18 protein-coding genes are annotated in these 18846 nt (G+C 34.4%); 8 read left to right on the forward strand and 10 right to left on the reverse strand.

Going from position 1 to position 18846, the window contains the following annotated elements:
* Positions 1-67 precede the first annotated feature (67 nt).
* Entirely contained in the window at positions 68-2104 is a 2037-nt protein-coding gene (locus BLT46_RS03775; protein WP_090406443.1) for a tetratricopeptide repeat-containing sensor histidine kinase, read from the forward strand.
* A gap of 149 nt (positions 2105-2253) precedes the next feature.
* Here the strand turns inward: BLT46_RS03775 and BLT46_RS03780 are convergent, their stop codons facing one another.
* Complete coding sequence (locus tag BLT46_RS03780) at positions 2254-2760, reverse strand: hypothetical protein (RefSeq protein WP_090406446.1); 507 nt, start codon at positions 2758-2760, stop codon at positions 2254-2256.
* A gap of 217 nt (positions 2761-2977) precedes the next feature.
* On the opposite strand from BLT46_RS03780, the gene BLT46_RS03785 reads away from it, so the two are divergent.
* From BLT46_RS03785 to BLT46_RS13105, 3 genes are all read left to right on the forward strand, one after another.
* Positions 2978-3520: a YqiA/YcfP family alpha/beta fold hydrolase gene (locus tag BLT46_RS03785; protein ID WP_090406449.1), complete on the forward strand. Its 543-nt coding sequence runs from the start codon at positions 2978-2980 to the stop codon at positions 3518-3520.
* A gap of 373 nt (positions 3521-3893) precedes the next feature.
* A complete protein-coding gene (aroC, locus tag BLT46_RS03790; RefSeq protein WP_090406452.1) occupies positions 3894-4964 on the forward strand; it encodes a chorismate synthase in 1071 nt (356 codons plus the stop codon).
* A gap of 125 nt (positions 4965-5089) precedes the next feature.
* The gene (locus BLT46_RS13105; RefSeq protein ID WP_176770718.1) at positions 5090-5308 is read left to right on the forward strand and encodes a hypothetical protein; all 219 of its coding nucleotides are present in this window, start codon (positions 5090-5092) and stop codon (positions 5306-5308) included.
* 20 nt (positions 5309-5328) lie between these two features.
* Here the strand turns inward: BLT46_RS13105 and BLT46_RS03795 are convergent, their stop codons facing one another.
* The 4 genes from BLT46_RS03795 to hutI are packed head-to-tail and all read right to left on the reverse strand — an operon-like array spanning position 5329 to position 9681.
* Positions 5329-6678 (reverse strand): sensor histidine kinase, encoded by a 1350-nt coding sequence (locus BLT46_RS03795; RefSeq protein WP_090406455.1) that lies wholly within the window; start codon positions 6676-6678, stop codon positions 5329-5331.
* Positions 6679-6680: 2 nt separating this feature from the next.
* The gene (locus BLT46_RS03800) at positions 6681-7355 is read right to left on the reverse strand and encodes a response regulator transcription factor (RefSeq protein ID WP_090406458.1); all 675 of its coding nucleotides are present in this window, start codon (positions 7353-7355) and stop codon (positions 6681-6683) included.
* Between the two features lie 2 nt (positions 7356-7357).
* On the reverse strand, positions 7358-8401 hold the full coding sequence (locus BLT46_RS03805; RefSeq protein WP_090406461.1) for a formimidoylglutamase: 1044 nt from the start codon (positions 8399-8401) through the stop codon (positions 7358-7360).
* A gap of 44 nt (positions 8402-8445) precedes the next feature.
* On the reverse strand, positions 8446-9681 hold the full coding sequence (hutI, locus tag BLT46_RS03810) for an imidazolonepropionase (protein ID WP_090406466.1): 1236 nt from the start codon (positions 9679-9681) through the stop codon (positions 8446-8448).
* 77 nt (positions 9682-9758) lie between these two features.
* On the opposite strand from hutI, the gene corA reads away from it, so the two are divergent.
* Positions 9759-10844 carry a magnesium/cobalt transporter CorA gene (gene corA / locus BLT46_RS03815; RefSeq protein WP_090406468.1) on the forward strand — a complete coding sequence of 362 codons (1086 nt, stop codon included), beginning with the start codon at positions 9759-9761 and terminating at the stop codon, positions 10842-10844.
* A 1004-nt stretch (positions 10845-11848) separates the two neighbouring features.
* Here corA and BLT46_RS03820 read toward each other — a convergent pair.
* From BLT46_RS03820 to BLT46_RS03825, 3 genes are all read right to left on the reverse strand, one after another.
* Positions 11849-12574, reverse strand: a complete 726-nt coding sequence (locus BLT46_RS03820) for a hypothetical protein (RefSeq protein WP_090406471.1) — start codon at positions 12572-12574, stop codon at positions 11849-11851.
* A 541-nt stretch (positions 12575-13115) separates the two neighbouring features.
* A complete protein-coding gene (locus tag BLT46_RS13110) occupies positions 13116-13580 on the reverse strand; it encodes a hypothetical protein (protein WP_143021857.1) in 465 nt (154 codons plus the stop codon).
* A gap of 69 nt (positions 13581-13649) precedes the next feature.
* Positions 13650-14270 carry a class I SAM-dependent methyltransferase gene (locus tag BLT46_RS03825; RefSeq protein ID WP_090406474.1) on the reverse strand — a complete coding sequence of 207 codons (621 nt, stop codon included), beginning with the start codon at positions 14268-14270 and terminating at the stop codon, positions 13650-13652.
* A 201-nt stretch (positions 14271-14471) separates the two neighbouring features.
* Here BLT46_RS03825 and BLT46_RS03830 point away from each other — a divergent pair, with 201 nt between their 5' ends.
* The 3 genes from BLT46_RS03830 (at position 14472) to BLT46_RS03840 (ending at position 17221) form a co-directional block, all read left to right on the forward strand.
* Entirely contained in the window at positions 14472-14804 is a 333-nt protein-coding gene (locus tag BLT46_RS03830) for a type II toxin-antitoxin system RelE/ParE family toxin (RefSeq protein WP_090406477.1), read from the forward strand.
* Positions 14805-14815: 11 nt separating this feature from the next.
* On the forward strand, positions 14816-15952 hold the full coding sequence (locus tag BLT46_RS03835; RefSeq protein WP_090406480.1) for a helix-turn-helix domain-containing protein: 1137 nt from the start codon (positions 14816-14818) through the stop codon (positions 15950-15952).
* Between the two features lie 174 nt (positions 15953-16126).
* On the forward strand, positions 16127-17221 hold the full coding sequence (locus tag BLT46_RS03840) for a Fic family protein (RefSeq protein ID WP_090406483.1): 1095 nt from the start codon (positions 16127-16129) through the stop codon (positions 17219-17221).
* A gap of 109 nt (positions 17222-17330) precedes the next feature.
* Here BLT46_RS03840 and BLT46_RS13145 read toward each other — a convergent pair whose 3' ends face one another.
* Positions 17331-17498, reverse strand: a complete 168-nt coding sequence (locus tag BLT46_RS13145) for a hypothetical protein (protein WP_176770719.1) — start codon at positions 17496-17498, stop codon at positions 17331-17333.
* A gap of 16 nt (positions 17499-17514) precedes the next feature.
* On the reverse strand, positions 17515-18846 hold the full coding sequence (locus tag BLT46_RS03845; RefSeq protein ID WP_090406486.1) for a c-type cytochrome: 1332 nt from the start codon (positions 18844-18846) through the stop codon (positions 17515-17517).

The following is an 18846-nucleotide window of genomic DNA, read 5'->3' on the forward strand; positions in this document are numbered from 1 at the left end:
ATGTTTTTAAGGTATCAAATTAATGGTTTGATATATTGTAGTTTAGATTTAAGTTAATTAGTGCTCGATGGATGTGTTGCTAGAAAAAATAAAAATAACGGTTGGTTATATTGTTTTTATTACACTGATTTGTGTGATGTGTGTTGCTTGTCAGAGAGAAAATAATACAGGTGATACTCAAGTAAATTTTATTAGAGAATCTGTAGATAAATATGATAGATTTACGGCGAATGATAGTAGTAAAGCATTTATTGATTCTGTTGGTCAGTTAATAAAGAAAATGCCTAATACCGAAGAAGCAAGAAGTTTATTAATCTATTATATACAAAAAGTCAATGCTGATATATCTTATATTGATTTATTATCAGAATTATCTATTAGTGTCAATGATGTTAATCATGAAGCTAAAAGTTATTATTTAAAGGGGACAAATTATGAGAATAAGTTTGTTCTGGATACAGCATTTTATTATTACACGAGGGCAGAGTATTTATATACTAATATAAATGATACGCTTGAGTTAAGGGATGTTTATCGTTCAAAGGCAGTTGTTTTACTTAATAATAGAATATTTACTGAAGCGCAAACGAATATTTTAAAATTAATACGTTTAAATAAATACCAAGATGATATAAAAGTCGATTATGTTTCAAAATTCCTTTTAGGAAGTATTTTAGTTGGACTTGATGAGGTTGATGAAGCAATTCTTACTTTGAATAGTGCTCTTGAGTATTTAAATGATCCTCGTATTGATCAGGTTTATAATGAAAATACAAAACGTTTGAATTTTGTAACAGTATATAAGAACTTAGTAGAGGCCTATCTTAAAAAAGAGGATTATAATAAGGTTTATTCGTTTGTAGATCAAACAATTAAAGAATATTTAGGAAAAGAAAGCTTATATGACGACTTACTAACAGCACAATTTATAGTTTTAAAAGCCAAAGCAAGTATTGGATTAAAGCAATTAGACGGTATTGAAGAGGAGTTACAAAAGGCAATTGCTCTATGTATAAAGCATAAGCATCATAAAGAAGAAAATACTACAAAAGTAGTTTTAGGTGAATTGCTTTTTTTAAAAGGAAATGTTGATAAAGCTATTGGCCTTTTGAATGAGGTTAAAGATTATTCTGTAAAGTTAAATGACCTTGCTTTAGAAAAAGAAGTTTTATCTAAATTGTTGAGATTTGATACGGTTTATCATCAAGAGTATTTTATTCGCTATGAGGAATTAGATCATGTATTGACAGATGAAAATAGAATGATAAAAAATACTTTTGCTCGTATTAGTTCTGAAGCTGATTATTTAATAAAAGCTAATAAAAAACTACAAAACCAAAAAGATGTCATAGCACAAGTAGGTAGTACAATGATAGGTTTAGCAATGCTTATCTTTTTTGTTATTTTATATAGACAGAAGTCACGAGAAATAAAAATGGTTAAGTTATTTCAACAAGATACAGAGAAGTATTATACTTCTATTTTAACGCTGCATGATAAAATGGGACAGGCTCGTTTTCAAGAAAGAAAAGAGGTCGCAAAAGAACTACACGATGGTGTGTTAAATAAGCTTTTTGTTACTCGTTTTTCATTAATGCAGATTACAAGAGATACATTGGATACGCAACGAAAGTTATTGGTTAATGAAGTAAAAGAAGTAGAAGAGTATATTAGAGGTGTATCTCATTCTCTTGATAATGAAGAAAGCTTTAAAATTAGCTTTTATAATCAACTTTTAGAAGACTTAGTAAATATACAAAATCGAAATGAGAACACAGAGTTTACATTAATTATTGCTCCTGAGATAGAGTTACAAAATCTTTGTCATCGTAATAAAATTCATTTATACAGAATAATACAAGAGGCTCTGCAAAACGTTCATAAATATGCAAAGGCAAGTAATTGTATTGTTATTTTTAGAAAACTTAATGAGGGAGGAATAGAATTATTGATTAAAGATAATGGAGTAGGTTTTGATGTAAAGAGAGTGAAACGTGGTTTAGGTCTAAACAATATTCAAGATCGATGTGATTTAATAAATGCTTATTTTAAAATCGAAAGTTTTAAAAATAGAGGAACAACACTTCGAATTATTCTTGGTTAACTTATTTTTATAGCCAGGGTAATCCTTGGCTATTTTACGTTTACAACTGTATTTAAAAGGTTATTGTTTTGTAAGCTATGTAATTATGTATTGGTGATAATTGTTTTACTTAGTTTTGTAATTATAAATAAATACTCTAATAAATACGATTATAACCTTATAACCTGTTCGTCAATTAATACTCCATTAGTGTCTGTAAGGCGAATGATAACAGCTATATAACTTGATTTGATTTGCGCTTTGTTGGCTTGTCTAAAGTTATAGCCGTAAACCATAGCAGACTCTTTACCCGCTTGTTTTGTGATGTGAATTTGATGCGTTAGTATAAGCGTATCGTTGTCAATGCTCTTTTCTTTAGATAACGACATTTTACTTACAGATAATCCAGATGATGGATACCACCCTTGTACAGTATAGCTCAACTGGTTTTCTTTAATACGTATCGCTACTATTTTGTTGTGGTTTACATCTTGTCGATAAGATACTAAACGCGTTGTAAAGCGCTCTTTGCCTGTTGTTTCGTCTATTCCGATTACTTCTCTTTTTGGTTCATACAACGTAGGTGTATAGGTAATACGCTCGTGCAAACTAACAATTTTATTGTTTTGACATCCTAAAAAAGAGAATAGGCTAAGTAATACAAGGTGTTTTTTCATCTAAAAAATATATAAGGCTAAAAATACACTTTATTTTTAACAAAATAAGCTGATTAACAATAGGTTGTAAAAGCATCTTACAGCGTGTAGATTAGAGGTTTTATAGAAAATAGTACAGTTTTCGAATTATTTATTGTTAAATTGACAATTATCATTTCTTAAACCCCGTAAAACTTCGTAATTTAACTCTTCGTAATAAAGACTAAAATCTACGCCCATGATAATGATTTATTTTCACGGATACGGGTCTGACCGTACTTCTCGTAAATTCCAAGACTTCAAAAAGTTGTTTAAAAGCTCGTCAAGCTATTGTGTTGAATGGACACCTGAATCGGACTTTAATGGTATTTTAAATATCGTTGAAGCGAGTATAGCTGAAGAGGAGCAAGTAATTCTTATGGGAGACTCATCCGGTGCTAATTTTGCCTATCAGTTGAGAGAACGTAGAAAGAAGAAAGGATTAGCGTCTGTACTTGTAATGGTTAGTCCACTTTTAGATTACAGCATGCGCAAAGGTTCAAATTTAGAGTTTCCAGACAATTTAAAGAATAGTTTGATTACTATAGACGATCCTAAAGATGCGTTTATCTTGATTGGTAAACAAGATGAAGTAATCGATTATAAAGGATTTCAAGAAAAAGAGTCTTACAACAGTGAAATATTATTTGTAGAGGACTCTCACCGTTTACCTAAATTCCGCGATTATTTAGGGTACATCAATTGTTATGTACAAAACAAATTAAGATTCGATTATTTTTAATAGTATAAAACGAGGTAGCAATACCTCGTTTTTTTATGTCTACTTTTAAGGGGTTACGCAATCAACTGATAGTTGGGCTACTGAAGTTATTAAGTATTATAGTGGCTTGTTTTCTTTGTGTTACCTTGTTTGTATGATTGTATATGAGGTTGCTATTCAGTGTCTTGTGAGTATGAATAAATTGTTTTGCTGACATATAACTATCTCTGTTGATTGAGGTTTTGGAGGGTTCCCTTGTATTATTCTTGTTTAGTTACTTTTTTAATATTCTGCTATTAAAACAAGATTTATAAGTGTTTTTCACGTATAAAAATGCCAAAACAGACACGCTATCTATGAAAAATGTAGTAAACTTGTAGTAAATACACAGGTTATGGCAGGTAATACATTTGGTAATCGTTTTCGAGTAACAACATTTGGCGAGTCGCACGGTGATGCGATTGGTGGTATCATTGACGGTTGTCCGGCGGGAATAGCATTGGATTTACAGGAAATTCAAGCAGAGTTGGATAGACGTAAACCAGGGCAATCGAAGATAGTAACGCAACGTAAAGAGGCTGATGAAGTGCGCTTTATGTCGGGTATTTTTGAGGGTAAAACAACGGGTACGCCAATTGGCTTTATCATTGAAAATACAAATCCAAAGTCTAAAGATTACGACCATATTAAGGATGTTTACCGCCCGAGCCACGCTGATTATGTGTACGACCAAAAGTACGGGCATAGAGATTACCGCGGAGGAGGACGTAGTTCTGCTCGTGAAACTGCTTGTAGGGTAGTAGCTGGGGCTATTGCTAAGCAGGTGTTGTCTTCTGTTAAGATTACTGCCTATGTGGCGTCTGTAGGTGATATTTCAATTGATAAGCCGTATCAGGAACTCGACTTTTCTACAATCGAACAAAACCCAGTGCGTTGTGCTGATCCTGCTATTGCAATTCAAATGGAGGAGTTAATCAAAGCGGTAAAGAAAGATGGGGACTCAATAGGGGGAACTATCTTCTGTGTGGTTCAAAACGTTCCTGTTGGTTTAGGCGAACCTGTTTTTGACCGTTTAGATGCGGAGTTGGCAAAGGCAATGTTAGGGATTAACGCTGTTAAGGGGGTTGAGTTCGGACGTGGGTTTGCTGGTACAACGATGCGTGGAAGTGAGCATAATGACGTTATCTTGCCTGATGGAAAAACAGCTACTAATAACGCAGGCGGAATAGTAGGTGGTATCAGTAATGGTATGGATATCTATTTTCGTGTAGCGTTTAAACCTACGGCTACTTTGATGAAGGACCAGCAGTCTATCAATAGCGCAAATGAAGTCGTTACAGTACAAGGGAAAGGTCGCCACGATGCTTGTGTGTTACCAAGGGCAGTGCCTATTGTTGAGGCAATGACCGCAATTACTTTAGCGGATATGTTTATCGAACAGTACGGTTATAAAAAACAAAAATAGGGGATTAAACGGACCTCTTTAGCTTTACTATTTTATTGTTGTTGTCAAGTAATGAATAGCTATTCTCCGTTATTCCTAATGGGGGAGTTGGTATAGAGAGGGTGTGCAGTATAGTTACGGATATAATGGCTTTAGATGTATGCGACAGCCTAAACTTTATATCAACTGAACTACGCTGCTTACAGGGATTGTTGTTTTCTAACTTACATAAAGCCTTCTCAATTAGTGTTGCATCATCAACTTATCCTTGTGGGGTTGGTTGTGATGAGATAGACTTGTTTGACAAAACGACAAAGCCTTATAAGGAAGACGTAATCGTTTTAAAATCAGATGGGAATCAATAGATGTCCTTTTGTTTGACTACCTAAAACGTCAATGTGATAACAGTACCATTCTTTAGAGACGACTGTATATCAAAGCCTATACTATGTTGGTCAAAGATAATCGTAGCAAGTGATAACCCAATACCACTTCCTTTGATATTTCCTACATTCTTACCGCGATAAAACGTTTGTTTGATAAAGGTTAAATCGTCAGGGGCAATACCCTTGCCGTGGTCTGTAACCACAACGTTTAGACGACTATTGACAGACTTTAATACAATCTCAACCGGATTGTTATTAGAGTATTTGATGGCATTTTCAATGATGTTGTACAATGCCAAGTGAATCAACGTTTCATTTCCTTTGAACTCTAACAACGAGAAGTCGTTTACCTGTATGTCAATGTGCAGTTGTGTTTTAAACTCCGTTAGCTTATTGTGCAATGCCTCATTAATATCCCATATCAATTCGTCTATACGCACAAGCTGTGACTGGTGTTCTGCATTTTTTAATCCCGATAACAACAGCAAGTTAGATAAGATACTTTCAATCTTATATACATTGTCTAAGGCCTCTTGGGTTACCTGTTTATACTCTTCAGGAGAGCGTTCTTTTTGTGCAAACACCTCTAAGCTACCGCTAATGGCCGTAAGCGGAGTTTTAAATTCGTGAGACACATAGTTGATGAAGTTCTTTTGTACAAGGAAACTTTCAGACAATCGAGCCAATAGCTTGTTGTACGTTGTGATAAGTTCTTCTAACTCATCATCTGTTTTAGGCACAGCAATTCCTTGCTCTAAGTTTGAGTAGTTTACTTCGTTTACCTGTTGTACTATATTCTTAATCGGCTTGTACGCCACATTAGAGATATAGCGACTTAATAAGTAAATAGCCAATAGTCCCAACAGTAAAACAATACCCAATATCAGTAGTAAACTCTTGATTTGAGAGGCATATTCAGCTCCGGGTTCTTTTGTAAAGACCACAAAATCACCTTGATTATCAGGGTAAAACATTCCGTAGTAAAAAGAGTTGTCCTTTTTAAAGTAGAAGGTTTCGTTCTTGCGTACTAACGACAGAATTTTATCTGTAATATTCGGGTCGTCAATTAGTTGACCAAACTCCACTGCGTTAGTAGCATTGATAACAGCCACGTTCTTACTTAGGATAGTAGTTCTAAACTGGTCGCGAATAACCGAATGCTCATTTTGAGGCAACTCGTCTTGTTCTAAATAGTAGATAGCCGAAAGCAGGGTTGTATTCTCAAGCTCACTAAAGATATTGTCTTGTGCTCGTTTGTAGTAAGCTAAAAATATCAGTAGAGAAGCCAAACAGAATACAATACCAAAGGTAATTGTACTATAAAGCGTCAAGCGGTTGCGTAAATTCATAATTATTCTTGTAACATATAACCCGTTCCTTTGATTGTGTGAATTATTTTGCCTTGTGATTCATCCAGTTTATTTCTCAAATAAGAGATATAAACATCTACTACATTAGTATTGGTGTCAAACTGAATACCCCACACGCGTTCCAGAATTTGCATTCTCGATACCACCTTGTCTTTGTTTTCCAACAAGAACAACAGCAATTTGTATTCACGAGGAGACAAGTCTATTTGTTTATCTCCTTGCACTACAAGGTGTTTTTCTGGGTCAAGCTTTAAATCGCGACATACATATACGTGTTCCCTTTTTTCGTAGTTAAACTTCGTACGTCTTGTCAGTGCATTAATACGAGAAATCAACTCGCTAAAGTGAAATGGTTTAGTCAAGTAATCATCAGCACCACCATCTAAAGCAGAGATTTTGTCTGAGGTTTCACTCAAAGCGCTCAACATTAGAATAGGCGTGTAGTTCTTCTTAAAACGAATCATTTTAGTCAACTGAATACCATCAATACCCGGCAGCATAATGTCCATCAAGATTAAGTCCCACTCTCCATTTAAGATAAGCTCTCTTGCTTGCTCACCCGTTTGTGCGAGTTCAACTCTCATTCCGTTTTCCTCTAAACCCTTTACGATGAAATCGCTAATGCGTGTGTCATCCTCAACTAATAGTATATTCACAATTAAATTCTTTCCATGTTTGATTTCATAAAATCAGTTACCAAATAAGCAATCAGTTTACCTACTAAGTGACTGTTCTGTTCAAAGTCTAACGACGGTGCTCCTTCACAAATGTGTAGGTAACTTGCATTGCGCGACTTTCCAAAGAAGTGGATGAATTGACGTAATCGCTCTGCCGAGAAACCTGTTGGTGTAATGGCACTACTTGCAATCATTGGAACTGCGTCTAAATCAATCTCAATTCCATAGTAATTATAGTCTATGTGCTTTTGAGCTGTAATTAACTCAGTGTCAAAAGACTTTTCTTTTCTAATGCGTATTTGCTCATACGTATTGTACTTCACACGGTCTGCATTCGCCTTTATATCAGCAAATATAGTCTTTGAAGTATAGTTTTCGTGTAGTCCAAAAATGAAGTAATTCTTCAAGAATCCCTCTTCAAAGGCATAAGAAAACCCATTACCACTATGGCGACCTTCTAAAGGACGGAAGTCAGAATGCGCGTCAAAGTTAATGACATTGATGTGCTTTCCTTTTGCCAAAGCAACTCCTTTGATATTACCATAAGCGTTATTGTGTCCTCCGCCAATAATAATCGGAATTTTACCAGCATTGACTATTTTGGTAATTGTATGAGAAACCTCTTTGTCAATACAAGAAACCAATTCACACAAGCGTTTTCTGTCCTCTTTACTTGTTGTGTCTAAGTTTCTCGCCTCAGCCATTTCTTGTTCAAAGTCTAAATGCCCAACAATAGTAGCCCAACTTCCCTTACAAAAGCGGTTGTGTTGAATATTGAGGAAACTGTTTAAAAACGATTGCCAAGCCGTAGCGGTTCCAGGGCGACCCAGGTTTGCTTTAACCCCAATGTCTTCCGGAATACCAATAATAGCGTACTTTGCGTCTATAGTTGCTAATTCGCTTTCCCAATTAGCATCTGATTCTAAGGTATGTATTCTCTCGCCAAACTTAATTTCGCCACTTCTAAACTTTGTAAGGGCGATTAAATCAGCTTTCTTGAATAATTTTATCTTTTGACTATTCATAGTTCAATTTTTTGTGGTGTGTAAAAAAGAGAAGTACCTCTGGCTTATTGCAACTTTCCGTTTAAGATAACTTGTTCAATGTTGTTACTACCAAATGCGTATGGCAATTCGTAAAAAGAGTGCAATGGCTTCGTGATAATCAAACTTGCCTTTTTCCCTTTTGTGATACTACCATAATCTTGTCCAACGCCCATAGCATAAGCCCCGTTTATTGTAGCGGCATTAATAGCCTCTTCTGGAGTCATTCTCATCTTAATACAAGCCGTAGATACTACAAAGTTCATATTACCTGAAGGTGTAGTTCCTGGGTTTGAGTCAGATGCTAAGGCAATTGGCAATCCAGCGTCAATCATTTTACGTGCGGGTGTGTACGGAATTGAAATAAAGAACGAACACGTAGGTAGGGCTACAGGCATTGTTTTACTCCCTTTTAAGACCGCAATATCTTCGTCAGTTACTATTTCCAAGTGGTCAACTGATAAAGCACCATTCTTCACACACATTTCAATTCCGCCAATAGCCGTAAATTGGTTAACGTGTACTTTTGCAATCATTCCGTGTTTTTGTCCTGCTTGAATAATGCGCTCTGTTTCTTCACAAGAGAAGTATCCAGTTTCTAAAAAAGCATCTACATATTCCGCCAACCCTTCTTTTGCGATAGCCGGAATCATCTCATCAACCAGTAAGTCGATGTATCCTTTGTGGTTGTCTTTATAGGCTGTTGGGAATGCGTGAGCCCCTAAAAACGTAGCTTTGATTTCAATAGGGTAGTTGTCTTTCAACTTCTTGATTACCCTAAGCATCTTTAGTTCCGCCTCTAATGTAAGTCCGTAACCAGACTTTATTTCAACCGCACCTGTACCTTGTTGGATAACCTCCTCTAAGCGTTTGCGCGATTGTTCGTATAATTCTTCTTCTGAAAGTTCTTGTAATTTCTTAGCCGAGTTTAAAATTCCCCCGCCGCGATTGAATATTTCCTCGTAACTCAATCCGTTGATTCTATCTACAAACTCCAATTCTCTGTTGCCAGCATATACTAAGTGAGTGTGGCTATCTACCCAAGTTGGTAAAACAGTTTTACCCGTAACATCAATTACCTCGTCAAAATCAGCAGTCGGACAATCGCTCATCGGACCAAAGTCTTTAATGATGTCGTTTTCAATTAAAAGGAAAGCGTTTTCAAGCACAGGTAGCGTTTTCATTTCTTGTCCTTCTAATTTGTCGATATGTTGATTTCTAACTTGTAGAATTTCCTTGATGTTTTTCAGTAGTATAGTCATTGTTTTTTGTTTTGTTATTAATCCTCAATATACTGTTTAATTGGAAAAACCAGTATATTTATTCAAAATTAAGAAATGTGAGGCGAGTTAAATATAATAAAATAAGAAAACTTCAGGGCAATTATTTAGAATATTCAGGTGATTTTCCGGATGTTCCTATTTCAATGCAGTTATTTGTCTATGACGAAAACAAATTTGAGGAGTACAATGATTTGAGTTTAAAGGAAATAGAGGATATTCTGAATGCGGCAAGTCCAACTGCTATCAAATGGTTTAATTTACACGGATTACACGATATTGAGTTGCTTCAAGAGATAGGGCGTTTCTTTAATATCGAATCTTATATTATGGCGGAGATACTGAACTTTTCAAGACGTACGCGTGTTGAGGAGTTGGATGATGTGATGTTTTTTAGTGTCAAGGCAATTTTACCGTTTAAAGAAACGGATGTAACAATAGATGTAGAACAAGTTAGCTTTATTTTGAAAAATGAGATATTGTTGTCGTTTCAAGAGAAGAAAGGCGATTTTTTCAATGTAATTAGAGAACGGATTCGCACAAAGACAGGTTTAGTGCGCAAGCGTGATTCGAGTTATTTGTTGTACGCTCTAATGGAGTCCTTGATGGACAGTTTCTTGACGGTGTTAGATGTAGTTGAAGATGGGGTAGAAGCGGTGTTAATAGATGCGAAGACGCAGTATCAAAGACGTACATTGGTTAATATTGAAGGATATACACAGGAGTTGCAAGACATCAAACGAGCTATTATTCCGCTGAGAGAGGTGTTGTACAGTCTTAAAACCCAACACGACAAAGGGAATACCGATTGTATTATCAGCAAGTCGAGTATGGTGTTTTTTGAGCGTTTACAGTTTAAATCGGTAGAGTTGTTAGACCAGATAGAGTATAACCTCAACAAATTAGACAGTGCTACAAACTTCTTCTTTTCAGCACAAAGCAACCGTATGAATGAGATTATGAAGGTATTGACAATAGTATCTGTCATCTTTATTCCCTTGACATTTATCGTTGGGGTGTACGGAATGAACTTTGAGAATATGCCAGAATTAAAGTTTGAGAATGGGTATTATTGGACATTAGGCGGAATGTTTGCCTTAGTTATTGTAATGATATTGTACTTCAAGTGGCGTAAATGGTTTTGATTAGAGAAATTGTTTCAAAGCAGAAGAAAAAAATAAAGCTCTATCAACAACAATAGAGCTTTAATTAGGAAACAACATATAACGTTATAGAAACGAGTTCTATATAGTTCGAATTTAGGGTTGACTTATAAATAATGTGTAAGATAACGCAACACAAAATATCAACATATAAATCAAGATTAATATTACAGTGCTTTATAACAACAAGAATACGTGTTTAAGCAGAAAATATTTTAGGTAATTAACGAGTTGATACCTATTAAATTGAAGAAGGTGCTTTAAAAGTAATTCGTTAGGTTGCGAATATATGCTTACTTGTAAAACGGTCTGCTTTAAATTAATCTAAAGTATTGTACTTATTATTACTTTCTTGAATTATTCTTGTACAAAAATAGATAAAATAGGTACTTCAAAGACTTAAAAAGTCGCTAAAACTTTGTGTATTATTGCTTTTTGCGAATAAATTATTGGGATTGTTAATCTTTGTTTTTTAAACCTTGAATTTTTACTAAAACAATTATTTTTAAAGAGAAATAAAGATAAAAAAATATAGCGTTTGACGCATTATGTCCTTTCTTTTTGACAGATTGTTATTATTTGGTCGATTTTGGTGTAAATAAATTAACATTTGACAGAATGTCAAGTAGGATAAAAGCGCGTAAATACAAGTATTAACCATAGTAAGGAAAGAAAAACTTATTGTGTATTATAGGGGGGTAAGTAAAAGAAGAGAAACTTGATTAGGGAGCCTGTTTTTTTATGTGATTGTCAATGTGGGCATAGAAAATATTTGCTTTTGTTCCTTTGAAGTTTTGTTGTAAACAGGAGGTAAATGGGAAAGACGTATTATCATTTTACACGTCTGTTTATAGCTGATGTTTCTTGTCTGTAAGAAGAACGCTTATAAATGACATACCCTTTGTCGATAACAAAGACAAAAGCAAAAGCACAGTTTAGACTAACTGTGCTTTTGGGTTGTTGTATTGCTATTTTAGAGGAATTATTTACTTGCCAAAAATAATTGTACTCGGATGATATAGTTTGTTGTTGTACAATTTTTTATTATCACCTTCAGTAGTATAGTAAAAGAGTAATTCTGCAATTATAATTGTAAAGTTTACTTGCTTAGGCAAATCAAAATAACAATGAAATTCTTCAGTTGTAGTCTTAGATGATGCAAATTCAAATATATGATTAGGCAAAAGTGTCTGTTTTTCTCCCTTTAACTCATCAGTGTATAGGCTAAATTTTAAACAAGCCACTGTGGCTATATCTGGAAATATTACAAATTTGCTTGGTTCAAATGACGAAACAGTAATATGTAGTTTATTGTCTTCTGATAATTCTGTTTTAATTTTCGCATAAAACGCTTTATCAAAGGGATGCGTTTCATTAAACTCAAATCCCTTTAAACTTTCCATTGAACTATTGAGTAGGTTGCGTTGTCCTTTGTCGAGTTCTTTATTGCTTTTCAGCGCATTGTACAATGCTCCAGTAAATCGTCTGTATAAGTATTTATCGTGTTTGTGATCTAATGCTTTTTCAATATTACTGCGAATTATTTTTCCGTTTGAACTTGCTATTTTAAACTCGTTAAAGTTTTCAAGCGACTGTTTATTCATTTTCCTTTTTTTCCCTTTAGATTGAATGATTTGCTTGCCTCCCATTTCTCTTGCGATAACAGTACCAACTAATCCGTGAAGTTTTCCTTTGTTGTCAAGTTTTGCCATAAGGTAGTGTAGTTATAAATTATTTGATTTTTTAAGTTTTAAAAAGCTGTAATTAATACAGTAGAGGTCGATTGGTATTGCTGATTGTCCTTGTTAATACAGCAATAAGCATAGCATATTCTTCTGCGTACTCTTGTAGTTGATACAATTTATTGAATGTTGCTTTGTCAGTTTTTTTCTTTGATTTTTGTCATAATTTTTTTATTTAAAGTATTGATTATGTGTTATTTATATCAATAACTGTGCCGTGGTGTATGTATATTTTATATAATGTATTTGTATATTCAATGTATCTTTTTACATAGATTTTATACATTGACTATACAAGCACTATACATACACTATACAAACACTCTGTATAAAACCTGTCTCGTCCTTGTCTCGTCCTACTATAGCTGTACAGTTATAGTTGATAATCCTGTTTTGTACTGTACAGTTATTTCAGTAATCCTATTACCAATAAAAAGCACCCTATTGTAAGGAAAAGGCATTGTTTTGAGGTTTGGTTTACAGCTGATAGGTAGAAACTTTATTCTGATTTTTATTTTTTAGAGTTTATTTTCTGGCAATGAGGCTGTTGGTCAATGCAGTTCATTCCATCTTGATGAGGATAGCACAGGTTTGAATGATGGGCTACGATGCAGTGGTTTGTGCCTATAATGAGGTAAGGGGTATTGATATAGCGAACCATTACTTTGTGTAAAAGGGTTGTAATGCTGTGTGTCGTTGTATTCGTTTGAAGATAATAGTTGTCTTTTATGTAGTTTATCGCTGTCGATTGCACTTGAATTGTATAGGGTACTATCGCTTGGTAATATTGTGTTAGCTCTTTTAGAAAGTCTTTTTCACCTGATAGATACGTATATGTCTGACTACCTTCTTTGTCAAGGTGTATTTTAGCGATGTTCTTTTGATCTAATGTTCGCGTGCGATAGGTAAGGGGACTGGCTTCTTGTTGTGCTAAGCAAGAAGTGGAAAATAACAAGCTGATTAACAGTGTTTTCATCGTGTTTTTTAGGCTTATGTATTACAATAATTATACCTAAAATACGGCTAAGTTAGTTAGTGTGTGAACCTACTTTTTTCTCAATACAAATATTCTTTCTGTTTGTAATTCAATGTGGTAGCCAAATTTGTTGGCAATGTATGTGATTGTTTGTGGGGTGTAGATAAACACGTGGGTTTGGTCTTTGCGATAATACCATTTGTCAAAGGGCTGCTGTCCGGTGTATTGGTGAGTCATAACTACTAATAATCCGCCCGAACGCAACAAATCGGTTAGTTTTACAATTTCTTCAAAAGGGTTGTAAAAGTGTTCAAATACCTCACAACTAAAGATGTAGTCATAGCGATGGTTAAGGTAATCTGTATCTGGATAAAAATAGGGGTCGTATAGTTTTACTTGGTACCCTTTGTCAACTAATTGCTTGGTGATAACTGGACCTTTACCACAGCCAAAGTCGAGTCCTAACATTGTTGTTGTGCACTGTTCTAAAATTGTATTGGTAATCGGTGAAGTGAATTTTTGGTATCCAATATCGTTTACATCGTTGTTGTGACACTCGTAGTGTTGTTTCTCTTTCTCTTGGTTAAAATAGAGTGTTTCGTCTTTTACATATGCCTTACAAGTAGAACATTGAAAGTATTCAGGATCGATTTTATCAACAAGCGGTGTGTTACACAAGGTGCAGTTCATATCAGTGTTTTTGAAGCGTAAAGTTAAGGAATATAGTGGGGATTTAGTGAGGATAGGAGGTTTTTGATTCAGGAGATGTTTTTTGTTTATTTGGTTGTTATAGTTTTTTATATTTCTTGTATCTTGTTAAAGGTTAGTACGTTGTTTTTTAATTTATAAAACAATTAACCCTTTAGGTAAATAAAAATTAATACATTTGCAGTGGAGATATCCTATAAAACTAAAAAGCTGAAGAATTCATTGACTACAGACAAAGAGTTGTCTAAAGAATATGGAGTATTAGCCAAAAAGATAAAACAAAGGTTGGCACAATTAGTAGCTGCAGATAATCTATCAGTAATTGCTAAGTTGCCCGCATTGCGACTTCATTCTTATAGTGGTAATAGAAAAGGGGAATGGTCAATAGATATCTTTAAAAATTGGCGAATTATTTTTGAAATAGACCAAGATCCTATTCCAAGGTTAGAAGATGGAGGAGTTAATCTTGTAGAGGTTATTAAAATAAAAGCTATATCGGTAGAAGATCCTCATTAAGACATTTATTTATGGAAGCACTTAGATTAAAAAAAGAATTATTGTCTGTTCCAGGAGATACAATTCAGGAACACATTGATTTTATTGGTATGTCGCAGGCAGAGCTTGCAGAACGTATAGGTAGGTCTGTTCCTAAATTGAATGAATTGATTAAGGGTAAATCTTCTATAACAAGAGATACTGCACAAAAATTAGAATTTGTTTTAGGAGTTCCGGCTTCTTTTTGGTTGAATTTAGAAAAGCAATACCAAGAAGAATTATTGGAGATTGAAAAGTTAGAGGAGTTATCTCAGTCAATTGAGTGGGTAAAGGGTTTTCCTTTGGAGTACTTGAAAAGTTTAGGGTTGTTACCTGATAGTAAAGATAAAATAACAATGAAAGAGGCTCTGTTAAAGTTTTTTAGAGTAGCTTCTGAAAATGAGTGGCATACTATTTATTCTGCAGAAGTATCGTTGTCTTATAAAATTGATTTAAGACATTCGACAGAACCTAAAGTTATTGCAACTTGGTTGAGATTAGGAGAGTTAGATGCTGAAAAAATAAACGTAAGTAATTTTGATAAAAAAGTATTGTCTGAAAGTATTACAAGATTACAGACATTAATGTATGAACATCCAGATGATTGGTTAATTCAATTACAGGAGATATGTGCTTCATTTGGTGTGGCATTAGTTTATTCGCAATGCTTGTCAAAGGCTCCTATATATGGAGCTGCGCGTTGGATTAGAAATAAGACACTTCCCTTGATTCAGATAACGGATAGACAGAAAGATTACAATGCTTTTTGGTTTAGTTTCTTTCACGAATTAGCCCATATTAAGTTGCATAATAAGTCTGAAGTTTTTATTGATGGTAAATCAATTGATTTTGATAGTAACTTATTGAAAGAGAAAGAGGCTGATAGTTTTGCAGCAAAGATTTTAATCGGTGATTCTATTCGCAAGTTAATGAAGCGTACAGAGAAATGGGATAAGAATACATTATTATTGTTCTCAGCAAAACATAAAGTACATCCGAGTATTTTAGTTTCTCAATTGCAAAGAGAAAAAAGAATTGGATATCATGAAATACAATTTAATGATTTGAAGTCTAAGGTTGTTTTCTCTTGTACAAATCAAAGAGATCATATGTTTGAAGAGGTAGAATAAGCTACCTTCATTCACAATAAAAAAGCCCTAAACAGGTTACTGTTTAGGGCTTTTATAATTATTAGTAACTCTAACGATAGCCTTTCTTTGTCCTTTTGCGGTGAAAAAAGCTTCTATTCACCGCATATTTTGCGGTGAATAAGGTGTATATTTACCGCATAAAAGAAAAAAAGCATGTCAAGTTATATACATAATCTGAAAAAATGGCCTGATTTCCAATGGGATGAAGAAGATTTAATTACTTTATTGAGTGAAGTTCGAAACTTGCAGGGCAAATTAATGGGTAAGATAGAATTATTAGGTTTTGAATTGCAAGATGAAGCTAATTTAGAAACCTTGATTCAAGATGTTGTTCAGTCGTCTGAAATTGAAGGAGAGGTGCTAAATCCTGAGCAAGTACGTTCTTCTATTGCAACTCGTCTAGGGCTTGAAAATTCAGGTATAGAACATTCCGATAGACATATTGATGGTATAGTTGATATGATGCTTGATGCCACTCAGAATGAGAGTAAAAAATTGACAGAAGAACGGTTGTTTGGCTGGCATTCAGCTTTGTTTTCAACAGGAAGAAGTGGTATGCATAAAATTAAAGTTGGTGACTGGCGAGAGGGAGATATGCAAGTTGTTTCAGGTGGTATGGGAAGAGAAATAATCCATTATGAAGCACCAAAACCTTCGCGTTTATCGATGGAGATGAGTGAGTTTATAGATTGGTTTAACAATTTTTCTGAGATAGATTCGATTATAAAAGCAAGCATCGCTCATTTATGGTTTTTGACAATACATCCATTTGACGATGGAAATGGTCGTATAGCTAGAGCAATAGCAGATATGCAGTTGTCTAAATCAGATGGTGTTAATCAACGATTTTATAGTATGTCTATGCAAATAAAGGATAAGAAAAAGTCTTACTATACAATATTAGAACGTACCCAGAGAGGCGACTTGGATATTACAGATTGGATAGTTTGGTTTTTAGAACGATTAAAAGAGGCGATAATTGACTCAAATGTAATTATTGATAAAGTAATAAGGAAACATCAATTTTGGATGAGAAATGCTATTAAAGTAGGCAATGATAGACAACGTTTGATGTTGAATAAGTTGATAGAAGGCTTTGAAGGTAATTTAACAACGAGTAAGTGGGCAAAAATAGCAAAGACATCACAAGATTCTGCTTTGAGGGATATTACGGATTTAGTAGAAAAAAACATTCTTATAAAAGCTGGGGCAGGAGGGAGAAGTACACATTATACTTTAAATTGGTAAGCTAAAACCACTTACCTCATCAAAAGAAAAAAGGGAATTACATTCAGTTGTAATTCCCTTTTTTAGAGTAAAATGAAAAAGTGTATATGTATAAATTAGGAAAAAGCTTTTAGTACAATCCTTTTATAAATTGGTATTTAGTATCTTCTTCAATTTCTTTATCCCATAGCTCTTTATCTTTAAAGACCAATAGGTAAACGCGCAGTACTCTGGAGATCATTGAGACACAAACCAATAGTATTGCAATAATAACGATAACACATAGGGCTATGATCATAACAATAAGTTTTATATTAAATGTTTAAAATAAATTCTGTTAAATCCTCCATATCCTGGTCGTTAATCTGTGGGAATGGTGGCATTTGAGGAGCATCAGGACGTTTTTTACCTGGTGATTTAATCCATTTGATTAAGTCTTTTTTATCTCCTTCATAAATACTTCTCATTTCAGTTACAGGAGGACCTACTAATTGCGAGTCAACTTTATGACAAGCAGCACAGTATGAGTTGAAAACAGCTTTACCTTTAGCGGTAGTATCTCCTGATTGTTCTGCTTCTGCAATAGCTTGCGCTTCTTCAGCCTCTTGGTTAGCTGCTTCTTCTCTCGCTTTTTTAGAGGCTTCTAAGAATTGCTCTGTTTTTTGAGCCATTAATTCACGGTGAGGGTTTAATGCATTAGCACGGTAAACGTGACGTCCACTACCCATAAACAAGACTACAATCCCCATTGAAATAACAATTTTATAGAAGTGTTTGTCTAAATCCTCATCTTTTCCTTTCAGTGTTTGCCACATCCAGTAAACAGAGTAAGCAGCAATAATAACACCAGGTAGAATAACTGCCATTAATCCCCAGTTAACCCCTTTTGAAGGTAATGTAGCTAATACAATAGGTCCGAATAAGAACTGAGCTCCAGAAGCACCGATTGCAATTTGGTAACCAATACGTTTTACTTTCGCTCTTGTAAATACTTGGAAGTATTCTTCAAAAGGATAGTTCTTACGTCCCATATACCACGCAATGAATAAACCAGTTAAGGCAAGCGAAGCACACAAGAAGTGGAAGTATCTTGGGAATACGTTAGGCAGAGTTAAAGCAGAAAGGAATCCGTGAATAGTAGTCCATTTCTCAGGGAACAACATTAAATTGATGTTTACTAAGAATATCAATGGAATGAAAAGGAAGATAAGAACCGCCAATGCCATAATAGCAATGTGTAAATACTTCATATTTTTCATAGCCTCCCACGCATATTTATGCAAATAAGTCAATAAGAAAGCGATAACTACTAACGGAATAATCAATATCCACATAATTCCTGTTAGGGAGTTAGCAGTATAAAAGTAGATAGTATATAAAGCGTTAATACTTAAAAGAGGCGCTACTCCAAGTACAACAGCCATACTTTTATTTACCGTAATTGTAGCGGCAATCTCTTTTGCTAATGTATCGTATTCTTTGTTTTTAAGTCCTTTTATTTCGGCCCATAACGTAGTTATAGAACCACCTACCATCAAATTGACAAATACAATGTGAGCTAAGAAAGAAACTACTAATAAAACGACAAGTAGCCATTCAGGTAGTGGTAAGTCTAAAGGAATATCTTTTGGTAATGGAGTATTCAT

The sequence above is a fragment of the Myroides phaeus genome, assembly GCF_900099675.1.
GTDB lineage: Bacteria > Bacteroidota > Bacteroidia > Flavobacteriales > Flavobacteriaceae > Flavobacterium > Flavobacterium phaeum.

Coding starts and splice junctions, on each gene's coding strand:
- BLT46_RS03775 (WP_090406443.1), top strand. CDS start 68: ATGGATGTGTTGCTAGAAAAAATAAAAATAACGGTTGGTTATATTGTT.
- BLT46_RS03780 (WP_090406446.1), bottom strand. CDS start 2,760: ATGAAAAAACACCTTGTATTACTTAGCCTATTCTCTTTTTTAGGATGT.
- BLT46_RS03785 (WP_090406449.1), top strand. CDS start 2,978: ATGATAATGATTTATTTTCACGGATACGGGTCTGACCGTACTTCTCGT.
- aroC (WP_090406452.1), top strand. CDS start 3,894: ATGGCAGGTAATACATTTGGTAATCGTTTTCGAGTAACAACATTTGGC.
- BLT46_RS13105 (WP_176770718.1), top strand. CDS start 5,090: ATGGCTTTAGATGTATGCGACAGCCTAAACTTTATATCAACTGAACTA.
- BLT46_RS03795 (WP_090406455.1), bottom strand. CDS start 6,678: ATGAATTTACGCAACCGCTTGACGCTTTATAGTACAATTACCTTTGGT.
- BLT46_RS03805 (WP_090406461.1), bottom strand. CDS start 8,401: ATGAATAGTCAAAAGATAAAATTATTCAAGAAAGCTGATTTAATCGCC.
- hutI (WP_090406466.1), bottom strand. CDS start 9,681: ATGACTATACTACTGAAAAACATCAAGGAAATTCTACAAGTTAGAAAT.
- BLT46_RS03820 (WP_090406471.1), bottom strand. CDS start 12,574: ATGGCAAAACTTGACAACAAAGGAAAACTTCACGGATTAGTTGGTACT.
- BLT46_RS13110 (WP_143021857.1), bottom strand. CDS start 13,580: ATGAAAACACTGTTAATCAGCTTGTTATTTTCCACTTCTTGCTTAGCA.
- BLT46_RS03825 (WP_090406474.1), bottom strand. CDS start 14,270: ATGAACTGCACCTTGTGTAACACACCGCTTGTTGATAAAATCGATCCT.
- BLT46_RS03835 (WP_090406480.1), top strand. CDS start 14,816: ATGGAAGCACTTAGATTAAAAAAAGAATTATTGTCTGTTCCAGGAGAT.
- BLT46_RS03840 (WP_090406483.1), top strand. CDS start 16,127: ATGTCAAGTTATATACATAATCTGAAAAAATGGCCTGATTTCCAATGG.
- BLT46_RS13145 (WP_176770719.1), bottom strand. CDS start 17,498: ATGATCATAGCCCTATGTGTTATCGTTATTATTGCAATACTATTGGTT.
- BLT46_RS03845 (WP_090406486.1), bottom strand. CDS start 18,846: ATGAATACTCCATTACCAAAAGATATTCCTTTAGACTTACCACTACCT.